Origin of the sequence: Actinomadura meyerae, from assembly GCF_900188445.1 — a bacterium.
In the GTDB taxonomy this organism is placed as follows: domain Bacteria; phylum Actinomycetota; class Actinomycetes; order Streptosporangiales; family Streptosporangiaceae; genus Spirillospora; species Spirillospora meyerae.
Genome location: NZ_FZOR01000016.1, coordinates 71,936 through 87,776, shown reverse-complemented (window position 1 = coordinate 87,776; position 15,841 = coordinate 71,936). Strand labels below are relative to the sequence as shown.

General features: G+C 73.8%; 18 protein-coding genes. 12 read left to right on the top strand and 6 right to left on the bottom strand.

Going from position 1 to position 15,841, the window contains the following annotated elements; genetic code table 11:
* Nucleotides 1–2: 2 nt before the first annotated feature.
* Nucleotides 3–323, bottom strand: coding sequence for a hypothetical protein (locus CHF16_RS18180; RefSeq protein WP_089327252.1), 321 nt, complete (start codon nucleotides 321–323; stop codon nucleotides 3–5).
* Between the two features lie 49 nt (nucleotides 324–372).
* Nucleotides 373–660: a hypothetical protein gene (locus CHF16_RS18175; protein WP_089327251.1), complete on the bottom strand. Its 288-nt coding sequence runs from the start codon at nucleotides 658–660 to the stop codon at nucleotides 373–375.
* A 254-nt stretch (nucleotides 661–914) separates the two neighbouring features.
* Here CHF16_RS18175 and CHF16_RS18170 point away from each other — a divergent pair, with 254 nt between their 5' ends.
* The 8 genes from CHF16_RS18170 to CHF16_RS18135 all read left to right on the top strand — a co-directional run bounded on the left by CHF16_RS18170 (nucleotide 915) and on the right by CHF16_RS18135 (nucleotide 7,673).
* Nucleotides 915–2,351: a 2-hydroxymuconic semialdehyde dehydrogenase gene (locus tag CHF16_RS18170; protein ID WP_089327250.1), complete on the top strand. Its 1,437-nt coding sequence runs from the start codon at nucleotides 915–917 to the stop codon at nucleotides 2,349–2,351.
* 11 nt (nucleotides 2,352–2,362) lie between these two features.
* Complete coding sequence (locus CHF16_RS18165) at nucleotides 2,363–3,163, top strand: 2-keto-4-pentenoate hydratase (RefSeq protein ID WP_281259370.1); 801 nt, start codon at nucleotides 2,363–2,365, stop codon at nucleotides 3,161–3,163.
* Nucleotides 3,163–3,906: a 2-keto-4-pentenoate hydratase gene (locus CHF16_RS18160; protein WP_089327249.1), complete on the top strand. Its 744-nt coding sequence runs from the start codon at nucleotides 3,163–3,165 to the stop codon at nucleotides 3,904–3,906. The genes CHF16_RS18165 and CHF16_RS18160 overlap by 1 nt, the downstream gene beginning before the upstream one ends.
* The gene (locus tag CHF16_RS18155; RefSeq protein ID WP_218826718.1) at nucleotides 3,903–4,409 is read left to right on the top strand and encodes a RidA family protein; all 507 of its coding nucleotides are present in this window, start codon (nucleotides 3,903–3,905) and stop codon (nucleotides 4,407–4,409) included. Before CHF16_RS18160 ends, CHF16_RS18155 begins: the two co-directional genes overlap by 4 nt.
* The gene (locus CHF16_RS18150; protein WP_089327247.1) at nucleotides 4,406–4,978 is read left to right on the top strand and encodes a 3-hydroxyanthranilate 3,4-dioxygenase; all 573 of its coding nucleotides are present in this window, start codon (nucleotides 4,406–4,408) and stop codon (nucleotides 4,976–4,978) included. The genes CHF16_RS18155 and CHF16_RS18150 overlap by 4 nt, the downstream gene beginning before the upstream one ends.
* A 10-nt stretch (nucleotides 4,979–4,988) precedes the next feature.
* Entirely contained in the window at nucleotides 4,989–6,032 is a 1,044-nt protein-coding gene (locus CHF16_RS18145) for an amidohydrolase family protein (RefSeq protein WP_089327246.1), read from the top strand.
* Nucleotides 6,029–7,297: a kynureninase gene (gene kynU / locus CHF16_RS18140; RefSeq protein WP_245868742.1), complete on the top strand. Its 1,269-nt coding sequence runs from the start codon at nucleotides 6,029–6,031 to the stop codon at nucleotides 7,295–7,297. The genes CHF16_RS18145 and kynU overlap by 4 nt, the downstream gene beginning before the upstream one ends.
* 172 nt (nucleotides 7,298–7,469) lie before the next feature.
* Nucleotides 7,470–7,673, top strand: a complete 204-nt coding sequence (locus tag CHF16_RS18135) for a cold-shock protein (protein WP_067468803.1) — start codon at nucleotides 7,470–7,472, stop codon at nucleotides 7,671–7,673.
* Nucleotides 7,674–7,865: 192 nt separating this feature from the next.
* On the opposite strand, the gene CHF16_RS18130 is transcribed toward CHF16_RS18135, so the two are convergent.
* Together CHF16_RS18130 and CHF16_RS18125 are read right to left on the bottom strand one after the other, a co-directional pair.
* Nucleotides 7,866–8,528, bottom strand: a complete 663-nt coding sequence (locus CHF16_RS18130; RefSeq protein WP_089327245.1) for a TetR/AcrR family transcriptional regulator — start codon at nucleotides 8,526–8,528, stop codon at nucleotides 7,866–7,868.
* Nucleotides 8,525–9,748 carry an acyl-CoA dehydrogenase family protein gene (locus CHF16_RS18125; RefSeq protein WP_089327244.1) on the bottom strand — a complete coding sequence of 408 codons (1,224 nt, stop codon included), beginning with the start codon at nucleotides 9,746–9,748 and terminating at the stop codon, nucleotides 8,525–8,527. Before CHF16_RS18125 ends, CHF16_RS18130 begins: the two co-directional genes overlap by 4 nt.
* A gap of 46 nt (nucleotides 9,749–9,794) precedes the next feature.
* Here CHF16_RS18125 and CHF16_RS18120 point away from each other — a divergent pair, with 46 nt between their 5' ends.
* Together CHF16_RS18120 and CHF16_RS18115 are read left to right on the top strand one after the other, a co-directional pair.
* Nucleotides 9,795–10,541: an SDR family oxidoreductase gene (locus tag CHF16_RS18120; RefSeq protein ID WP_089327243.1), complete on the top strand. Its 747-nt coding sequence runs from the start codon at nucleotides 9,795–9,797 to the stop codon at nucleotides 10,539–10,541.
* Between the two features lie 28 nt (nucleotides 10,542–10,569).
* Nucleotides 10,570–11,526: a quinone oxidoreductase family protein gene (locus tag CHF16_RS18115; protein ID WP_089327242.1), complete on the top strand. Its 957-nt coding sequence runs from the start codon at nucleotides 10,570–10,572 to the stop codon at nucleotides 11,524–11,526.
* Nucleotides 11,527–11,562: 36 nt separating this feature from the next.
* Here the strand turns inward: CHF16_RS18115 and CHF16_RS18110 are convergent, their stop codons facing one another.
* Together CHF16_RS18110 and CHF16_RS18105 are read right to left on the bottom strand one after the other, a co-directional pair.
* Nucleotides 11,563–12,237: a response regulator gene (locus CHF16_RS18110; RefSeq protein WP_089327241.1), complete on the bottom strand. Its 675-nt coding sequence runs from the start codon at nucleotides 12,235–12,237 to the stop codon at nucleotides 11,563–11,565.
* Nucleotides 12,238–12,247: 10 nt separating this feature from the next.
* Nucleotides 12,248–13,513 carry a sensor histidine kinase gene (locus CHF16_RS18105; protein WP_089327240.1) on the bottom strand — a complete coding sequence of 422 codons (1,266 nt, stop codon included), beginning with the start codon at nucleotides 13,511–13,513 and terminating at the stop codon, nucleotides 12,248–12,250.
* A gap of 160 nt (nucleotides 13,514–13,673) precedes the next feature.
* Between CHF16_RS18105 and CHF16_RS18100 the strand changes: the two genes are divergently transcribed.
* On the top strand, nucleotides 13,674–14,306 hold the full coding sequence (locus tag CHF16_RS18100) for a class I SAM-dependent methyltransferase (protein WP_089327239.1): 633 nt from the start codon (nucleotides 13,674–13,676) through the stop codon (nucleotides 14,304–14,306).
* Nucleotides 14,307–14,358: 52 nt separating this feature from the next.
* Nucleotides 14,359–15,822 carry a sugar porter family MFS transporter gene (locus CHF16_RS18095; protein WP_089327238.1) on the top strand — a complete coding sequence of 488 codons (1,464 nt, stop codon included), beginning with the start codon at nucleotides 14,359–14,361 and terminating at the stop codon, nucleotides 15,820–15,822.
* Nucleotides 15,823–15,841: the final 19 nt, after the last annotated feature.

Here is a 15,841-nt window from a genome sequence, read left to right as displayed (position 1 = left end):
CGTCAGGCGCACACATCGTCGAGGATCTTGTCGCCCCACGGCGGTTGGCCCGAGCCGGTGACGGTGTACGAGCTGTACCCCGCGGTGATGTCCTCACCGTTGGGGCCGACCCAGGTCTGGGTGGCGGGGTCGTAGTGCCCCGCCTGCGGGTCGGCGGCCGGGGCGCCCTCGTCGGGCGTCCCCCACGGGGTGGAGTAGGCGTAGCCGAACGGCCGCTCGTCGCCGTCCGGGGTCGGGATCGCCGCCGGGTCGAAGCCGGCGTGGTCGGGTGAGATGAACGCGCGGGTCGTGCGCAGGGCGGGCCTGGTCAGGGTTCCGGGCATGGCTGTGCCTTTCGGGACGGGGGTTGCCGGACACTCGTGCGCGGGGCCGCTACGGGGAGGTGGGCTCGGTGAGCCCGATGATCCCCGGGATGTCGCCGGAGAACGACCAGGTGAGGGTGGTCGTGTCGTAGTGGCCGGCCGCGAGTCGGGTGGTGTGCTCGGGTTCGTGCTCGTCCGGAGTCTCGTAGAGGTAGGCGAGCGGGGCGGAGGGGCTGGTGCGGGTCCGGGCGCGGGACGCGGTCGGCCGGGCGCGGACGACGAGGTCGCCGCCGTCGAGTTCGGGCGGGTCGAGGCGGAGGAAGGACGGCGGGTCGAGGGGGCGGGCGCCGCGGGTCATGCTGCGGTTCCCCGGGTCATGCTCCGGTGCCGTGGGTCATGCTCGGGGCCTCCCGAAGATCACCGGCGGTACATGATCAAAGTGACACGGGCGGCCGGTCCCGGCAAGGCCGCGATCTTGGCCGCATCCGGCCACGTCGCCGGCCGGCGGGTCTATATCCGGTGAGTGATACCGGCTAGGGGATTTGGTATTTGCCAGGCATAGCTCGGCGGACAGAGGATCGGACGTGTCGAGCCACGCGGGAGGACACACGGATGAAGGCTGAGCACTACGTCGGCGGCGTCTTCCGCTCGGACGGCCCCGGCTTCCCGCTCGTCGACCCGGTGACCGGCGCCGAGCTCGGCACCGTCCCCGAGGCCACCCGCGAGGTCGTCGACGACGCCGTCACGGCGGCGCGGGCCGCGCTGAAGGGCGAGTGGGGCCGGGCAGGAGCCGAGGAGCGGGCCGCCGCGCTGCGGCGCGTCGCCGACGGCATCGACGCCCGGTTCGAGGAGTTCGTCGAGGCCGAGGTCGCCGACACCGGCCGGCCGCGCTCGTTCGCCGAGACCGTTGACGTGCCGCGCGCGGCCGGGAACTTCCGCGCCTACGCAGACCTGCTGTATGGCCGTCCCGAGCGGGCCTACACGACGCGGGTCCCGGGGTGGAGCACGGGCACCGGCGAGGCGCTCAACTACACGGTGCGGCGGCCGCTCGGCGTCGTGGCGATCATCTCGCCGTGGAACCTCCCGCTGCTGCTGTCCACCTGGAAGATCGCCCCGGCGCTCGCGTGCGGGAACGCGGTCGTGGTCAAGCCGTCGGAGGAGACGCCGTCCACCGCGACGCTGCTCGCCCGCGTCATCGACGAGGCCGGGCTCCCGGACGGCGCGTTCAACCTGGTCCACGGGCACGGCGCGGGCGCGGCGGGGGAGTTCCTCACCGGGCACGGCGGGGTGGACGCGATCGCGTTCACCGGCGAGTCGGCGACCGGCGCCGCGATCATGCGCAGCGCCGCCGAGCACGTGACGCCCGTGTCGTTCGAGCTGGGCGGCAAGAACCCGGCACTGGTCTTCGCCGACGCCGACCTCGACGCCGCCGTGGACGGGACGGTCCGCTCGTCCTTCACCCACTCCGGCCAGATCTGCCTGTGCACCGAGCGCGTCTACGTCGAGCGGCCGGTCTTCGAGGAGTTCGTGGAGCGGCTCGGCGCCCGCGCGCGCGAACTCGACGGGTACGGGCCGATGATCTCGGCCGAGCACCGCGACAAGGTCCTGTCGTACTACCGGCTCGCCCGCGAGGAGGGCGCCACGGTCCTCGCCGGCGGCGGCGTCCCGGAGTTCGGCGACGAGCGCGACGGCGGCTTCTACGTCGAGCCGACCGTCCTCACCGGCCTGCCCGAGACCGCCCGCACGGTCCGGGAGGAGATCTTCGGCCCGGTCTGCCACGTCGCGCCGTTCGACACCGAGGACGAGGCCCTCGACCTCGCCAACGACAGCCCCTACGGCCTCGCCTCCACGGTCTGGACGACCGACCTGTCGCGGGCGCACCGGGTGGCGCCGCGCATCGAGACGGGGATCGTCTGGGTGAACTGCTGGAACCTGCGCGACCTGCGCACCCCGTTCGGCGGTGTCAAGGCGTCCGGAATCGGCAGGGAAGGGGGAGAGTACTCCCTGGACTTCTTCTCCGAACCCGTCAACGTCTGCATCCAGATCTGAGAGCGAGCCCCGTGACGACCACCATCGACCAAGCCGCCGACCGGCTGCTCGGCGCCTACGCGAGCGGCACCCCGTGCGCGCCCGTCCGCGACCTGATCACGACGGCCGACGACGCCTACGCCGTCCAGGACCGGCTCACCGAGCGGTGGCTGGCCGAGGGCCGCCGCCTCGCCGGACGCAAGATCGGGCTGACCTCGAAGGCCGTCCAGCGGCAGATCGGCGTGGACAGCCCCGACTTCGGGATGCTGTTCGCCGACATGGCCGTCCCGGACGGCGAGGAGATCCCCGCCGGAGCCGTCCTGCAGCCTCGCGCCGAGGCGGAGGTCGCGCTCGTGCTGGAGCACGACCTCACCCACGAGCGCCACACCGTCGCCGACGTCATCCGCGCGACCGCGTTCGCGCTGCCCGCGATCGAGGTCGTCGGCAGCCGCGTCCGCGACTGGGACATCACCCTCGCCGACACCGTCGCCGACAACGCCTCCTCAGGCATGTACGCGCTCGGCAACCGGCCCGTCCCCCTCAAGGACGTCGACCTGCGGCTGTGCGGGATGGTGATGGAGCGGCGCGGCGAGCAGGTCTCCACCGGCAACGGCGCCGCCTGCCTCGGCCACCCGCTGAACGCGGCGCTGTGGCTCGCCGACACGCTGGTGCGCGTCGGCCGCCCGCTGCGCGCCGGCGACACGGTGCTGACCGGCGCGCTCGGCCCGGTCGTCCCGGCCGCGCCCGGCGAGGTGTTCGAGGCCCGCATCGACGGGCTCGGCGACGTCCGCGTCGCCTTCGGCCGCGCCGAGCGGGACGGGGAGGGTTCCTGATGGTCGACGTGCAAGCGCTCGCGCGGATCCTGGACGACGCCGCCCGCGACGTCCGGGCGGTCCCGAAGCTGACCGGCACGGCACCGCTCGACGTGCCCGCCGCGTACGCGGTGCAGCGCGCCGGGATGGAGCTGCGCCGCCGCCGGGGCGAGCGGGCCGCCGGGGTGAAGATGGGCTTCACCAGCCGCGCCAAGATGGTGCAGATGGGCGTCGACGACGTCATCTGGGGCCTGCTCACCGACCGGATGCTCGCCGGGCCGACCGTGGACGTGTCCCGCCTCATCCACCCGCGCGTCGAGCCGGAGATCGCCTACCTGATCGGGCGGGAGGTCCGCTCGCCCGCCGAGGCCGAGTCGGCCGTGGCCGGGGTCGCCGTCGGGTTCGAGATCCTCGACTCCCGCTACCGGGACTTCGAGTTCACTCTCCCGGACGTCATCGCCGACAACGCCTCGGCGGCGCTGTACGGGTACGGGACGTGGCACGCGCCGCGCGACCTGTCGAACGCCGGGCTCCTCCTGGAGATCGACGGGCGGCCGGCGCAGGCCGGGTCGTCCGCCGCGATCCTCGGCGACCCGGCACGGTCGCTGCGCGCGGCGGCGCGGCTCGCGCTCGGCGCCGGGATCGCGCTCGAACCCGGCTGGATCGTCCTCGCGGGCGCCGCCACGGCCGCCGTCCCGCTGCCGAAGGACGCGCACGTCCGCGTCACCGGGGCCGGCCTCGGCTCGGTGGAGGTGACCACATGATGGGCGACGCGTTCCTCGTCGACGGCAAGGCCAAGCCCCGGGGGCGGTTCCCGCACCTCAAGCGGGCCGGCGACTTCGTGTTCGTGTCCGGGACCAGCTCCCGCCGCCCCGACGGGACGTTCGTCGGGGCGAGCGCCGACCCGATGGGCGTCACCGACCTCGACGTCCGGGCGCAGACCCGCGCCGTCATCGAGAACATCCGCGACCTGCTCGCCGCCGCCGGGGGAGACCTGAGCGACGTCGTCAACGTCACCACCTACCTGGTGAGCATGAACGACTTCGGCGGCTACAACGAGGTCTACGGCGAGTACTTCGACGAGAGCGGCCCCGCCCGCACCACGGTGGCCGTCCACCAGCTCCCGCACCCGCACCTGCTCATCGAGATCTCGTGCGTCGCGTACATCCCGCAGGGCCCGCAAACCCCGCAAGGCCCGCAGAGCCCGCAGAGCCCGCAAGGCCAGCAGAGAGGCCCGCACCCGAGAGGCAAGGAGGCCGGGGCATGACCCTGCCGCAGCTGTCGCACGGACGACCGTTCAACTTCCAGGGCTGGATCGACGAGCACCGCGACCTGCTGAAGCCGCCCGTCGGCAACGTCCAGGTGTTCGAGGACGCCGGGCTGATCATCATGGTGGTCGGCGGCCCGAACCAGCGCACCGACTTCCACGACGACCCGACCGAGGAGTTCTTCTACCAGCTCAAGGGGAACATGGTGCTGCGCGTCATGGAGGAGGAGGGCCGCCCGCCGACCGACGTGCAGATCAACGAGGGCGACGTCTTCCTGCTGCCGCCGCACGTCCGGCACTCGCCGCAGCGCCCCGAGCCCGGCTCGATCGGGCTGGTCGTGGAGATCCCGCGGCCGGAGGGCCTCACGGAGGCGTTCGAGTGGTACTGCACCGAGTGCCACCACCTCGTCCACCGCGCCGAGCTCCAGGTCCGCTCCATCGTGGACGACCTGCCGCCCGCCTTCGAGGGCTTCTACAACAGCGACCGGAAGTGCCCGAACTGCGGGGCCGTCCACCCGGGCAGGACGTGGCCGCGGGCGATGACGCCGACCACCGCGCCCCGGGCCTGACGGGGGCGCCGTGACGGTCATCGACGTCCACGCCCACGTCTTCCCGGAGATCACCCGCGACGAGGGCCGCGTGCTCGCCGACGAGGGGCAGCCGTGGCTGCGCGCCGACGGCGGCGGCACCGGCATGATGATGTCCGGGGACGAGGAGTACCGGCCGGTCGGCGCGGCCCTGTGGGACCCCGCGCGCCGCGTCGCCGACATGGACGCCGCCGGCGTGGACGTCCAGGCCGTCTCCTCCACCCCGCTGATGTTCGGGTACGCGGCCGAGCCGTCCCGCGCAGCCGACTGGTGCGACCTGGTCAACGAGCGCATCCTCGCGTTCTGCGCGCACGCCCCCGACCGGCTGCTCCCGCTCTGCCAGGTCCCCCTTCAGGACCCTGAGCTCGCCTGCCGGGTCGCGGCCCGCGCGAAGGCGGCCGGGCACCGCGGCGTCCACATCGGCAACCACGTCGGCGACCGCAACCTCGACGACGAGGGCATCACCGCGTTCCTCGCGCACTGCGCCGACCTCGGCCTGCCCGTCCTGGCGCACCCGTGGGACATGCTCGGCGCCGACCGGATGCGCGGCCACATGCTGCCGTGGCTGTCCGGGATGCCCGCCGAGACGCAGCTCAGCATCCTCGGGCTGATGCTGTCCGGCGCGTTCGAGCGCATCCCGGAGTCGCTGCGGCTGTGCTTCTGCCACGGCGGCGGCAGCTTCGCGTTCCTGCTCGGCCGCGCCGACAACGCCTGGCACCGCCGCGACATCGTCCGCGCCGACTCGCCGCGCCCGCCGTCGGAGTACCTCGACCGGTTCCACGTCGACTCCGCCGTGTTCGACCCGCGCGCGCTCCGGCTGCTCGTGGACGTGATGGGGCCCGGCCACGTCATGCTCGGCACCGACTACCCGTTCCCGCTCGGCGAGCAGGAGCCCGGCGCGACGATCCGCGCGTGCCCCGGGCTGGACGACGCCGACCGCGCCCGCCTGCTCGGCGGCAACGCGGCGGAGTTCTTCGCCCTCGAGGCGCCCGAGCCCGCGCCCGCACTCGTGACCACCGAAGGAAGGACGCAGTGACCCTGGAAGACGAGGCGCGGCGGCTCGACGAGACCGACCCGCTGCCCACGCTGCGCGGCGAGTTCCTCGTCCCGCCCGCGCCCGGCGGCCGGTACGAGGAGGCCGCGTACTTCGCCGGCAACTCCCTCGGCCTCCAGCCGCGCACCGTCGCGGCACGGCTCCGCGAGGAGCTGGACGACTGGGCGCGCCTCGCCGTCGAAGCCCACACGCAGGGCCGCCGCCCCTGGGTGGACTACCACGAGCTGCTGCGCGAACCCTCCGCCCGTCTCGTCGGCGCGCTGCCGCACGAGGTCGTCGCGATGAACTCGCTCACGGTCAACCTGCACCTGCTGATGGCGAGCTTCTACCGGCCCGCCGGGGAGCGCACCCGCATCGTCATCGAGGACTCGGCGTTCCCGTCCGACTCCTACGCCGTCGCGGGCCAGGCCGTCCACCACGGGCTCGACCCGGCCGCGACCGTCGTGCGGCTCAAGCCGCGCCCCGGCGAGGACAACCTGCGCACCGATGACGTCCTCGCCTTCCTCGAACGCGAGGGCGGCACGGTCGCGCTCGTCCTGCTCGGCGGCGTCAACTACCTGACCGGCCAGCTCATGGACATCCCCGCGATCACCAAGGCGGGCCGCGCCGCCGGCGCCGCGGTCGGCTGGGACCTCGCCCACGCCGCCGGGAACGTCCCGCTGCGGCTGCACGACTGGGACGTCGACTTCGCCGCCTGGTGCACCTACAAGTACCTGAACTCCGGTCCGGGCGCGGTCGCGGGCTGCTTCGTGCACGAGCGCCACGTCCGGGACGCCTCCGTGCCCAAGCTGTCCGGCTGGTGGGGGACCGACCCGGCCGTCCGGTTCCGGATGGATCCCGAGATCGCGCCGCCCGCGTCCGCCGACGCCTGGCAGGTGTCCAACCCGCCGATCCTCGCGCTCGCGCCCGTCCTGGCCTCCCTGGAGATCTTCGACCGGGTCGGGATGGCCGCGCTGCGCGCCAAGAGCGAGCGCCTCACCGGCTACCTGGCCGGCCGGCTCGCCTCCGCCGGCGGCGTCGAGGTCATCACCCCGGCCGACCCGGCGGCGCGGGGCGCCCAGCTGTCGCTGCGCGTCCCGGACGCGGGCGGGCTCGTCCGGCGGCTCGCCGCGGCGCACGGCGTGGTCGCCGACGCCCGCGAACCCGATGTCGTCCGGCTCGCGCCCGTCCCGCTGTACTGCACGTTCCACGACTGCCACCGCGCCGCCGAGGCACTGTCGGATCTTGTTAGGTGTGTCGGTGCATGAGCCGGGCCGGTATCGGGTAGGTTCGAACACGTTGCACGATGACGTCGGCCACGCCGGCGTCTAGCAGTCTCGAAGCGTTTTTCCGGGTGACCGGCGGACGTGGGATGAGTCCGCTTGCAGCCCGGTCAGCCGTCCGGCGGGCCGGTGAGGTTACACCAGAAGGAAAGACAGCATGGCCGAAGGCACCGTGAAGTGGTTCAACGCCGAAAAGGGCTTCGGGTTCATCGCGCCTGACGGCGGCGGCCCCGACGTGTTCGTCCACTACTCGGCGATCACCACCAGCGGGTACCGCAGCCTGGACGAGAACCAGCGCGTCGGTTTCGAGATCACCCAGGGCCAGAAGGGCCCGCAGGCCGAGGGCGTCTACCCGCTCTAAGGCTTCGCCCTTCTCGATATAGACCCTTGGTCTAGACCCGGTGGAAGGCCGGGGACGGTCGCCGTCCCCGGCCTTTCGCATGTCCGCGCCCGTCACCTCGGATAGGTCGACGGGGATAGGTGCACGGCGGTGCGGCGCGAGGCCGTGCCGGCCGCCCTCGGCGAGATCTTCGGCCGGCCTCCGGTCCGGCGGCTACGCCTTGGGCAGGCGCTCGCCGGTGCGGAGCCGGTCGAGGCCGAGCCAGATGAACTCCACCGCCATCTGCTCGGCGCGCTCGCGCGGCGTGTCGGGATGGTCCAGCCACCACGACACCATCGACAGCATCGATCCGTACATCAGCGGGACGAGCAGCCGCGCCCGCCGCTCGTTGACCTCCAGCGCGGCCGGGGACAGCGCCGGGTCGGCGCGGCGGCGGCGCAGCAGCAGGTCGGCGAACGCCGCGCCGAGCCGGTCGCGCAGCTCCCGCAGCTCCAGCCCCACCTCCGGCTTGTCGATGTGCCGGACGAGCAGCGCCCACGCGTCCGGCTCGGCCGTGGCGTAGTCGAACAGCACCCGGATCATCGCCCGGATGCCGCCGGCGGAGCCGTGCGCGGCGAGCACGGCCTCGTTCAGCCGCGCGGTGAGCTCGCCGACGATCGCCTCCGTCACCTCGGCGAACAGCTCCTCCTTGGACGCGAAGTGCTGGTACAGCAGCGCCTTGGACACCTGCGCCGCCCCGGCCACGTGCTCCATCTGGGTCAGGTGGTAGCCGCGGCGGCCGAACTCCGCCAGCGCCACCTGCAGCAGCTGCTCGCGGCGCCGGGCGTACGGCATCCGCCGCCGCACGCCCGCCGCCTCCCCCGTATCACCGGTCATTTAGCGAGGTACCTGCCCAGTTCCGCGCGGGCCACCGACCGCACGTGCACCTCGTCCGGGCCGTCCGCGAGCCGCAGCGTGCGCAGGCCCGCCCACATCGCGGCCAGCGGGGTGTCGTCGCTGACGCCCGCGCCGCCGTGCACCTGGATCGCCTTGTCGACCACGTCCAGCGCGACCCGCGGCGCGATCACCTTGATGGCCGCGACCTCCGACCGGGCCGCCTGCACGCCGTGCTTGTCGATCAGCCAGGCGGTCTTGAGGGTGAGCAGCCGGGCCTGCTCGATCGCCATCCGCGACTCGGCGATCTGCTGCCGGACGACGCCCTGCTTGGCCAGCGGGCCGCCGAACGCCACCCGCGACACCGCGCGCTCGCACATCAGCTCCAGCGCCCGCTCGGCCATCCCGATCGCGCGCATGCAGTGGTGGATGCGGCCGGGGCCGAGCCGGGCCTGCGCGATCGCGAAGCCGCCGCCCTCCTCGCCGACGAGGTTCTCCACCGGCACCCGGACGTCGGTGAAGGTGATCTCGCAGTGGCCGTGCTGGTCGGAGTAGCCGAACACGGGCAGCGGCCGGACGACCTCCACCCCGGGCGTGTCGAGCGGCACCAGCACCATCGACTGCTGCCGGTACGGGTGGCCGTCCGGGTCGGTCTTGCCCATCACGATCATGATCTTGCAGCGCGGGTCGGCGGAGCCGCTGATCCACCACTTGCGGCCGTTGATCACATAGTGGTCGCCGTCCCGCTCGATGCGGGTGGAGATGTTGGTGGCGTCGGAGCTCGCGACGTCCGGTTCGGTCATCGCGAACGCGCTGCGGATCTCGCCGTCCAGCAGCGGCCGCAGCCAGGTCCGCTTCTGCTCGGGCGTGCCGAACAGGTGCAGTACCTCCATGTTGCCGGTGTCGGGCGCCGCGCAGTTGGTGGCCTCGGGCGCCAGGCTCGGGGAGCGGCCGGTCACCTCGGCGAGGGAGGCGTAGTCGGTGACGCTCAGGCCGTGCGCCGGGTCCTCGCTGCCGGGCAGGAACAGGTTCCACAGGCCGCGCTCGCGCGCCTCGACCTTGAGGTCCTCGACGACGGGGGGCACGGTGTGCTCCTGCCCGGCCGCGCGCAGCTCCGCCCGCTGCGCCGCGTAGACCGGCTCGGCCGGGTAGACGTGGGAGTCCATGAAGTCCTGGAGGCGGCCGAGGTACTCCTGGGCCCGCTCGCTCAAACCGAAGTCCATTCCGCTAGAGTAACTGACTAGTCAGTTACTTTGGGAGGGAGTCCCCATGGCAGCCTTCGACGGCACCGGCAAGGTCGCGCTGATCACGGGCGGATCCAACGGCATCGGGGCCGCGGTGGCGCGCCGCCTCGCCGCCGCGGGCGCCCGCGTCGTCCTCGCCGACGTCGACACCGCCGCGGGGACCGGGCTCGCGAAGGAGCTGGACGGCGCGTTCGTCCGCTGCGACGTCCGCGAACCGGCCGACAGCGAGGCCGCCGTCGCCGCCGCGGTCGAGCGGTTCGGCGGCCTCGACGTGGCGTTCCTGAACGCCGGCGTCGCCGGCGGCGGGGGAGTGGGCGACGACTTCGACCTCGCCGCCTACCGGCGCGCCATGGGCATCAACCTCGACGGCGTCTTCTTCGGCGTGCACGCCGCGCTGCCCGCGCTGCGCGCCCGCGGCGGCGGCGACATCATCGCCACCGCCAGCATGGCGGCGCTCACCGCGACCCCGTTCGACCCGGTGTACGGCGCGAACAAGGCCGCCGTCGTCGGGCTCGTCCGCGCCCTCGGCCCCACGTTCGCCCCGGAGGGCATCAGGGTGAACGCCCTGTGCCCCTCGTTCGCCGACACCGACATCCTCGTGCCGATGAAGGGGCAACTCGAGGAGACGGGCTTCCCGATCCTGGACGTCGCCGACGTCGTCGAGGCCTTCATGCGGGTCCTGGAGGCCGACGGCGCCGGCGAGGCCTGGTACGTGGTGCCGGGCCGCCCGTCCGAGCCGTTCAGGTTCCGCGGCGTCCCCGGACCCCGCTGAGCCGCCCGCCCGAGACGACAGGAGAGACATGCGCGCGATACAGATCACCGAGTTCGGGGGGCCGGAGGTCCTCACCGTCACCGAGCTGCCCGAGCCGGAGGCCGGCCCCGGGCACCTGCTCATCGACGTCTCCCGGGCCGGCGTCAACTACGCCGACACCCACCAGGCCGAGAACAGCTACCTGTCGGCGTCCACGCTGCCGATGGTGCCCGGCGGCGAGGTCGTCGGCACCACCCCGGACGGCCGCCGCGTCGTCGCGCTCACCGGCACCGGCGGCTACGCCGAGAAGGCCGTCGCGCCCGAGGCGCTCGCCTGGGACGTCCCCGAGGGCATCGACGACGTCACCGCCCTCGGCATGATCATCCAGGGTGCGTCCGCGTGGGTGCTGCTGCGCCGCAGCGTCCACCTCGCGCCGGGCGAGTCCGTCGTCGTGCACGCCGCCGCCGGCGGCGTCGGCACGCTCGCCGTCCAGCTCGCGAGGGCCTGGGGCGCCGGCCGGATCATCGCCACCGCCTCCTCGCCGGAGAAGCGCGCCCTCGCCCTCGAACTCGGCGCCGACGTCGCCATCGACGCCGGGCAGCCCGACCTCAAGGACGCGCTCATCGACGCCAACGGCGGCCGCCGCGTCGACACCGTCCTGGAGATGACCGGCGGCGAGGTCACCGACCAGAGCCTGCGCGCCCTCGCCCCGTTCGGCCGCCTCGCCTTCTACGGGATGGCGTCGCGCAAGGAGCCCTCGCCCGTCCGCCCCGCCACGCTGATGGCGCACTCCACCACGATCTCCGGCATGTGGCTGGCGCACGTCTTCCAGCTCCCCGGCGACGTGATGCGCACCGCCCTCGGGGAGCTGTTCGGCCTCGTCGCCGAAGGCCGGCTCCGCGTGATCGGCGGCGGCGAGTACGGGCTCAGCGAGGCCCGCCGGGCGCACGAGGACCTGCGGGCCCGCCGCACCACCGGCAAGCTCGTCCTGGACCCCTCGCGGTAGGCCGCCGCTGACCCACCCGCCGGTCAGCCCGCGCGGTCAGCCCACCAGGCCGTTCTCGTACGCGTACACCACGGCCTGGGTGCGGTCGCGCAGCGCCAGCTTCGTCAGCACGTGCCCGACATGCGTCTTGATCGTCTGCTCGGCCAGGACGAGCTCGGCCGCGATCTCGGCGTTGGACAGCCCGCGCGCCATGAGCCGCAGGACGTCCAGCTCGCGCGGCGTCAGCCCCGCGGTCGCCTGCGGGCTCGGCCGCTGGTGCCGGCGCCGGCGCGCGAAGTCGCCGATCAGCCGCCGGGTGATGGACGGGGCGAGCAGCGCGTCGCCCGCCGCCACCACCCGCACCCCGTTCACCAGGTCGGCGGCCGAGGCGTCCTTCAGCAGGAACCCGCTGGCGCCCGCGCCGAGCGCCTCATAGACGTACTCGTCCAGGTCGAACGTGGTGAGCACCAGCACTTTCGGCCGCGCGTCGGCCGGGTCGGCGTCCGGATCGGGCGCGCCGGCCAGCTCGGCGGTGGCGGCGAGGCCGTCCATCTCCGGCATCCGGATGTCCATCACGACGACGTCCGGGTCGAGCGCCCGGGCCAGCTCCACCGCCTCCCGGCCGTTCCCCGCCTGCCCGACCACCTCGATTCCGGGGTCGGAGGACAGCAGCGCCGCGAGCCCGTCGCGGATCATCACCTGGTCGTCGGCGATAAGCACCCGAATCGTCACGACGCAAAGCCTACGGACCCGGCGGTCGGTCCGCGTCCCCGTAGGGGAGCTCGGCCGTGACGGACCACCCGCCGGCGCGGGGGCCCGCTTCCAGCCGGCCACCGAGCATCATGACCCGCTCGCGCATCCCCACCAGGCCGTGGCCGCCGCCCTGCGACTCCTCCGGCTCCTCGCGGGCGCCGTCGTCGGTGATCGTCACCGACAGCGCCTCGGCCGCGTACTTCACCTCGACGTGCACCTGCGAGCCCGGCGCGTACCGGGACGCGTTGCTCAGCGACTCCTGCACGATCCGGTACGCCGACAGGTCCACCCCCGCGTTCAGCGGGCGGGGCAGCCCGACCACGACGGTCGCGACCGACAGCCCGGAGCGGCGGGCCGCGGCGACGAGGTCGTCCAGCCGGTCCAGGCCCGGCTGCGGGGCGCGCTCGGCGCCCTCGCCGTCGGCGCGCAGCAGCCCGACGACGCGGCGGGTCTCGGTGAGCGCCTCGCGCGCCGCGTCCCGCACCACCCCGAACGTCTGCCGCGCCGCGTCCGGCAGGTCGGGGATCTTGTAGGGGGCGGCCTCCGCCTGCATCGCGATCACCGACATGTGGTGCGCGACGACGTCGTGCAGCTCGCGGGCGATGCGGGCGCGCTCCTCCAGCACCGCCTGCCGGGCGAGGTCCTGCCGGTGCTGCTCCTCGCGGCGGCGCAGCTCCTCCACCGCGGAGTGCCGCCCGCCGACCGCGTCGCCGAAGGTCAGCGCCACCACCGCGATCCCCGCGAGGATCATGCCGAACCAGCCGGGCATGCCGAACAGCACGGCGGGCACCAGCACGCCGGCGACCGTCACCGCGCCCACGCCGACCGTGGTCTGCCGGTCCGAGCCGACACCGGTGAAGAACAGGATCACGACGAGCGCGAGGAACGCCGTGACCGGCCACGGCATGAAGCCCTCGCCGTGCCGGACGAGCACCGTCAGCAGCATGCCGGCCGCCGCCGTCCGCCACGCGGCCAGCGGCCACCGGACCGCGAAGATCAGCGGTGCCCCCTGCAGCAGGCCGAGCGGCCACGCCAGCCCGGGATCGACGTGGTACGCCGTGATCGCGATCGCGATCGAGCCCGCGGTGAGGCCGATCGTCAGCGCGGCGAGCACCAGCAGGATCGGCACCCGCAGCGGCAGGGCCCCGGGCAGCAGGGTGACGGGCGGGCCGTCCCCGCCGGGCAGCAGGGCGGCCCGGACCCCGGCGGCCAGCCGGGTGCGGGCGGTTGGGGCGGCGCGGTCTGCATCGTTCATTTGCCCGGAAGCCTAGAACCCGCCGCGCCCGGACGGCCTGACCCCGGGGAGGGAGATCCGACCCGCCCCTGCGGTATCAGCCTGAACTGGGCGGCCTGAACTGGGCGGCCGCCCGCCTGCGATCTTGCGGTGACCGGGCGCGGCGGCGGAGACTGCGGGCATGACCGATCTGAGCCACCCGATCTTCGCCCGGCTCTACCCGCGGCTCGACGCGGGCTGCGCCAGGGCGGGCGGGGCCGCGCACCGTGCCGAGCTGCTCGCCGGGGCGTCCGGCCGGGTGCTGGAGGTCGGCGCCGGATACGGGGCCAACTTCGCGCACTACCCGCCCGAGGTGACCGAGGTGGTCGCGATCGAACCGGAGCCGCGGCTGCGCGCGCAGGCCGACCGGAACGCCGCGCGGGCGCCCGTCCCCGTCACGGTGCGGCCCGGCCGCGCCGAGGACCTCGACCTGGACGACGCCTCCTTCGACGTCGCGGTGGCCTCGCTCGTGCTGTGCTCGGTCCGCGACCCCGTCCGGGCGCTGGCCGAGCTGCGGCGCGTCCTTCGGCCGGGCGGCGAGCTGCGCTACTACGAGCACGTCCGGGGACCCACGCCCGGCAAGCGGCGGTTCCAGCGGTACGCCGACGTGCTGTGGCCGTTCTTCGCCGCGGGCTGCCACGTCTCCCGCCCGACGGACGCCTACATCGCCGGATCGGGCTTCACCGTGCGGACCGAGCGGCGCTTCGACTTCCCCGAGGGCGGCCGGGGCAACCCCGCCTCGCCGCACGTCCTCGGCGTCGCCGTGCGCGACTGAGGCGCGTCCGGAACCCCGCATAAGGCCCGTCTCCCGGGGAAGATCAGGGCCCATGACGACCTCCGGCACCGCGCCCCGGCCCTCGGACGACCCGGAGGGGGACGGCCCCTCCCACGCCACCGCCACCGCCGTGCTGCTCGCCGGGTCCGCCGCCCTCGGCGGGTTCCTGTTCGGCTACGACTCCTCGGTGATCAACGGGACCGTGGACGCGCTGAAGGAGCGGTTCGAGCTGAGCGGCTTCGCCGTCGGGTTCGTGGTGTCGGCCGCGCTGCTCGGCTGCGCCGCCGGCGCCTGGTTCGCCGGGCCGATCGCCGACCGCATCGGCCGCGTCCGCACGATGCTCATCGCTTCGGTGCTGTTCGTGGTCAGCTCGATCGGCTCGGCGCTGGCCTTCAGCGCCGCCGACCTGACCGCCTGGCGGGTGGTCGGCGGCCTGGCCATCGGCGCCGCGTCGGTGATCGCGCCCGCCTACATCGCCGAGATCGCGCCCGCGGAGCTGCGCGGCCGGCTCGGCTCACTCCAGCAGATGGCGATCGTCCTCGGCATCTTCGCCGCCCTCGTCGTCGACTACGTGATCGCGCGGGTGTCGGACGGCGGCGCCTCCGGGACGTTCCCCTGGGGCGGGGACGCGTGGCGCTGGATGTTCGCCAGCGCGGTCGTGCCCGCCGTCATGTACGGCGTGATCGCCACGACCATCCCCGAGTCGCCCCGCTACCTGGTCAAGAAGCACCAGACGGCCCGCGCCCGCGACGTGCTCCGGCGAGTGATGGGGCACGGCGACGTGGACGGCAAGATCAGGGAGATCGTCCGGTCGATCGCCGAGGACCGCCCCGTCCACCTGCGGGACCTGCGCGGGCCCCGGCTCGGCCTGCTGCCGATCGTGTGGGTCGGCATCCTGCTGTCGGTCTTCCAGCAGTTCGTCGGCATCAACGTGATCTTCTACTACTCGTCGTCGCTGTGGCAGGCGGTCGGGTTCTCCGAGAACGACGCGATGCTCACCTCGGTGATCAACTCGCTGGTGAACGTGGCGTTCACGCTGGTCGCGATCGCGCTGGTGGACCGGATCGGGCGGCGGCCGCTGCTGCTCGGCGGGGCCACCGGGATGGCGCTGTCCCTCGGCACCCTCACCGTCTGCTTCGCCACCGCCCCGGTCGTGGACGGGGAGCCGCACCTCGGGAACGTGGCCGGGCCGGTCGCGCTCGTCGCCGCCAACGTGTTCGTCGCGTCGTTCGCCGCGACCTGGGGACCGGTCGTGTGGGTGATGCTCGGCGAGATGTTCAACAACTTCATCCGCGCGTCGGCGCTCGCGGTCGCCGCGGCCGCGCAGTGGATCGCCAACTGGGTGATCACCACCACGTTCCCCGGCATCTCCGGCTTCTCGCTCGGCCTCGCCTACGGCCTCTACACGCTGTTCTCCGTCCTCGCGGTCGTGTTCGTGCTCCGGGCCGTCCCCGAAACGAAGGGGCGCGAGCTGGAGGACATGGACAAGCTCGCCGGGCCGAGGGCACGCGCGTGACCGCGCCCCTCGGCTACAG

Coding starts and splice junctions, on each gene's coding strand:
- CHF16_RS18105 (WP_089327240.1), bottom strand. CDS start 13,513: ATGAACGATGCAGACCGCGCCGCCCCAACCGCCCGCACCCGGCTGGCC.
- CHF16_RS18100 (WP_089327239.1), top strand. CDS start 13,674: ATGACCGATCTGAGCCACCCGATCTTCGCCCGGCTCTACCCGCGGCTC.
- CHF16_RS18115 (WP_089327242.1), top strand. CDS start 10,570: ATGCGCGCGATACAGATCACCGAGTTCGGGGGGCCGGAGGTCCTCACC.
- CHF16_RS18180 (WP_089327252.1), bottom strand. CDS start 323: ATGCCCGGAACCCTGACCAGGCCCGCCCTGCGCACGACCCGCGCGTTC.
- CHF16_RS18095 (WP_089327238.1), top strand. CDS start 14,359: ATGACGACCTCCGGCACCGCGCCCCGGCCCTCGGACGACCCGGAGGGG.
- CHF16_RS18155 (WP_218826718.1), top strand. CDS start 3,903: ATGATGGGCGACGCGTTCCTCGTCGACGGCAAGGCCAAGCCCCGGGGG.
- CHF16_RS18160 (WP_089327249.1), top strand. CDS start 3,163: ATGGTCGACGTGCAAGCGCTCGCGCGGATCCTGGACGACGCCGCCCGC.
- CHF16_RS18120 (WP_089327243.1), top strand. CDS start 9,795: ATGGCAGCCTTCGACGGCACCGGCAAGGTCGCGCTGATCACGGGCGGA.
- CHF16_RS18135 (WP_067468803.1), top strand. CDS start 7,470: ATGGCCGAAGGCACCGTGAAGTGGTTCAACGCCGAAAAGGGCTTCGGG.
- CHF16_RS18150 (WP_089327247.1), top strand. CDS start 4,406: ATGACCCTGCCGCAGCTGTCGCACGGACGACCGTTCAACTTCCAGGGC.
- CHF16_RS18170 (WP_089327250.1), top strand. CDS start 915: ATGAAGGCTGAGCACTACGTCGGCGGCGTCTTCCGCTCGGACGGCCCC.
- CHF16_RS18125 (WP_089327244.1), bottom strand. CDS start 9,748: ATGGACTTCGGTTTGAGCGAGCGGGCCCAGGAGTACCTCGGCCGCCTC.
- CHF16_RS18130 (WP_089327245.1), bottom strand. CDS start 8,528: ATGACCGGTGATACGGGGGAGGCGGCGGGCGTGCGGCGGCGGATGCCG.
- CHF16_RS18175 (WP_089327251.1), bottom strand. CDS start 660: ATGACCCGCGGCGCCCGCCCCCTCGACCCGCCGTCCTTCCTCCGCCTC.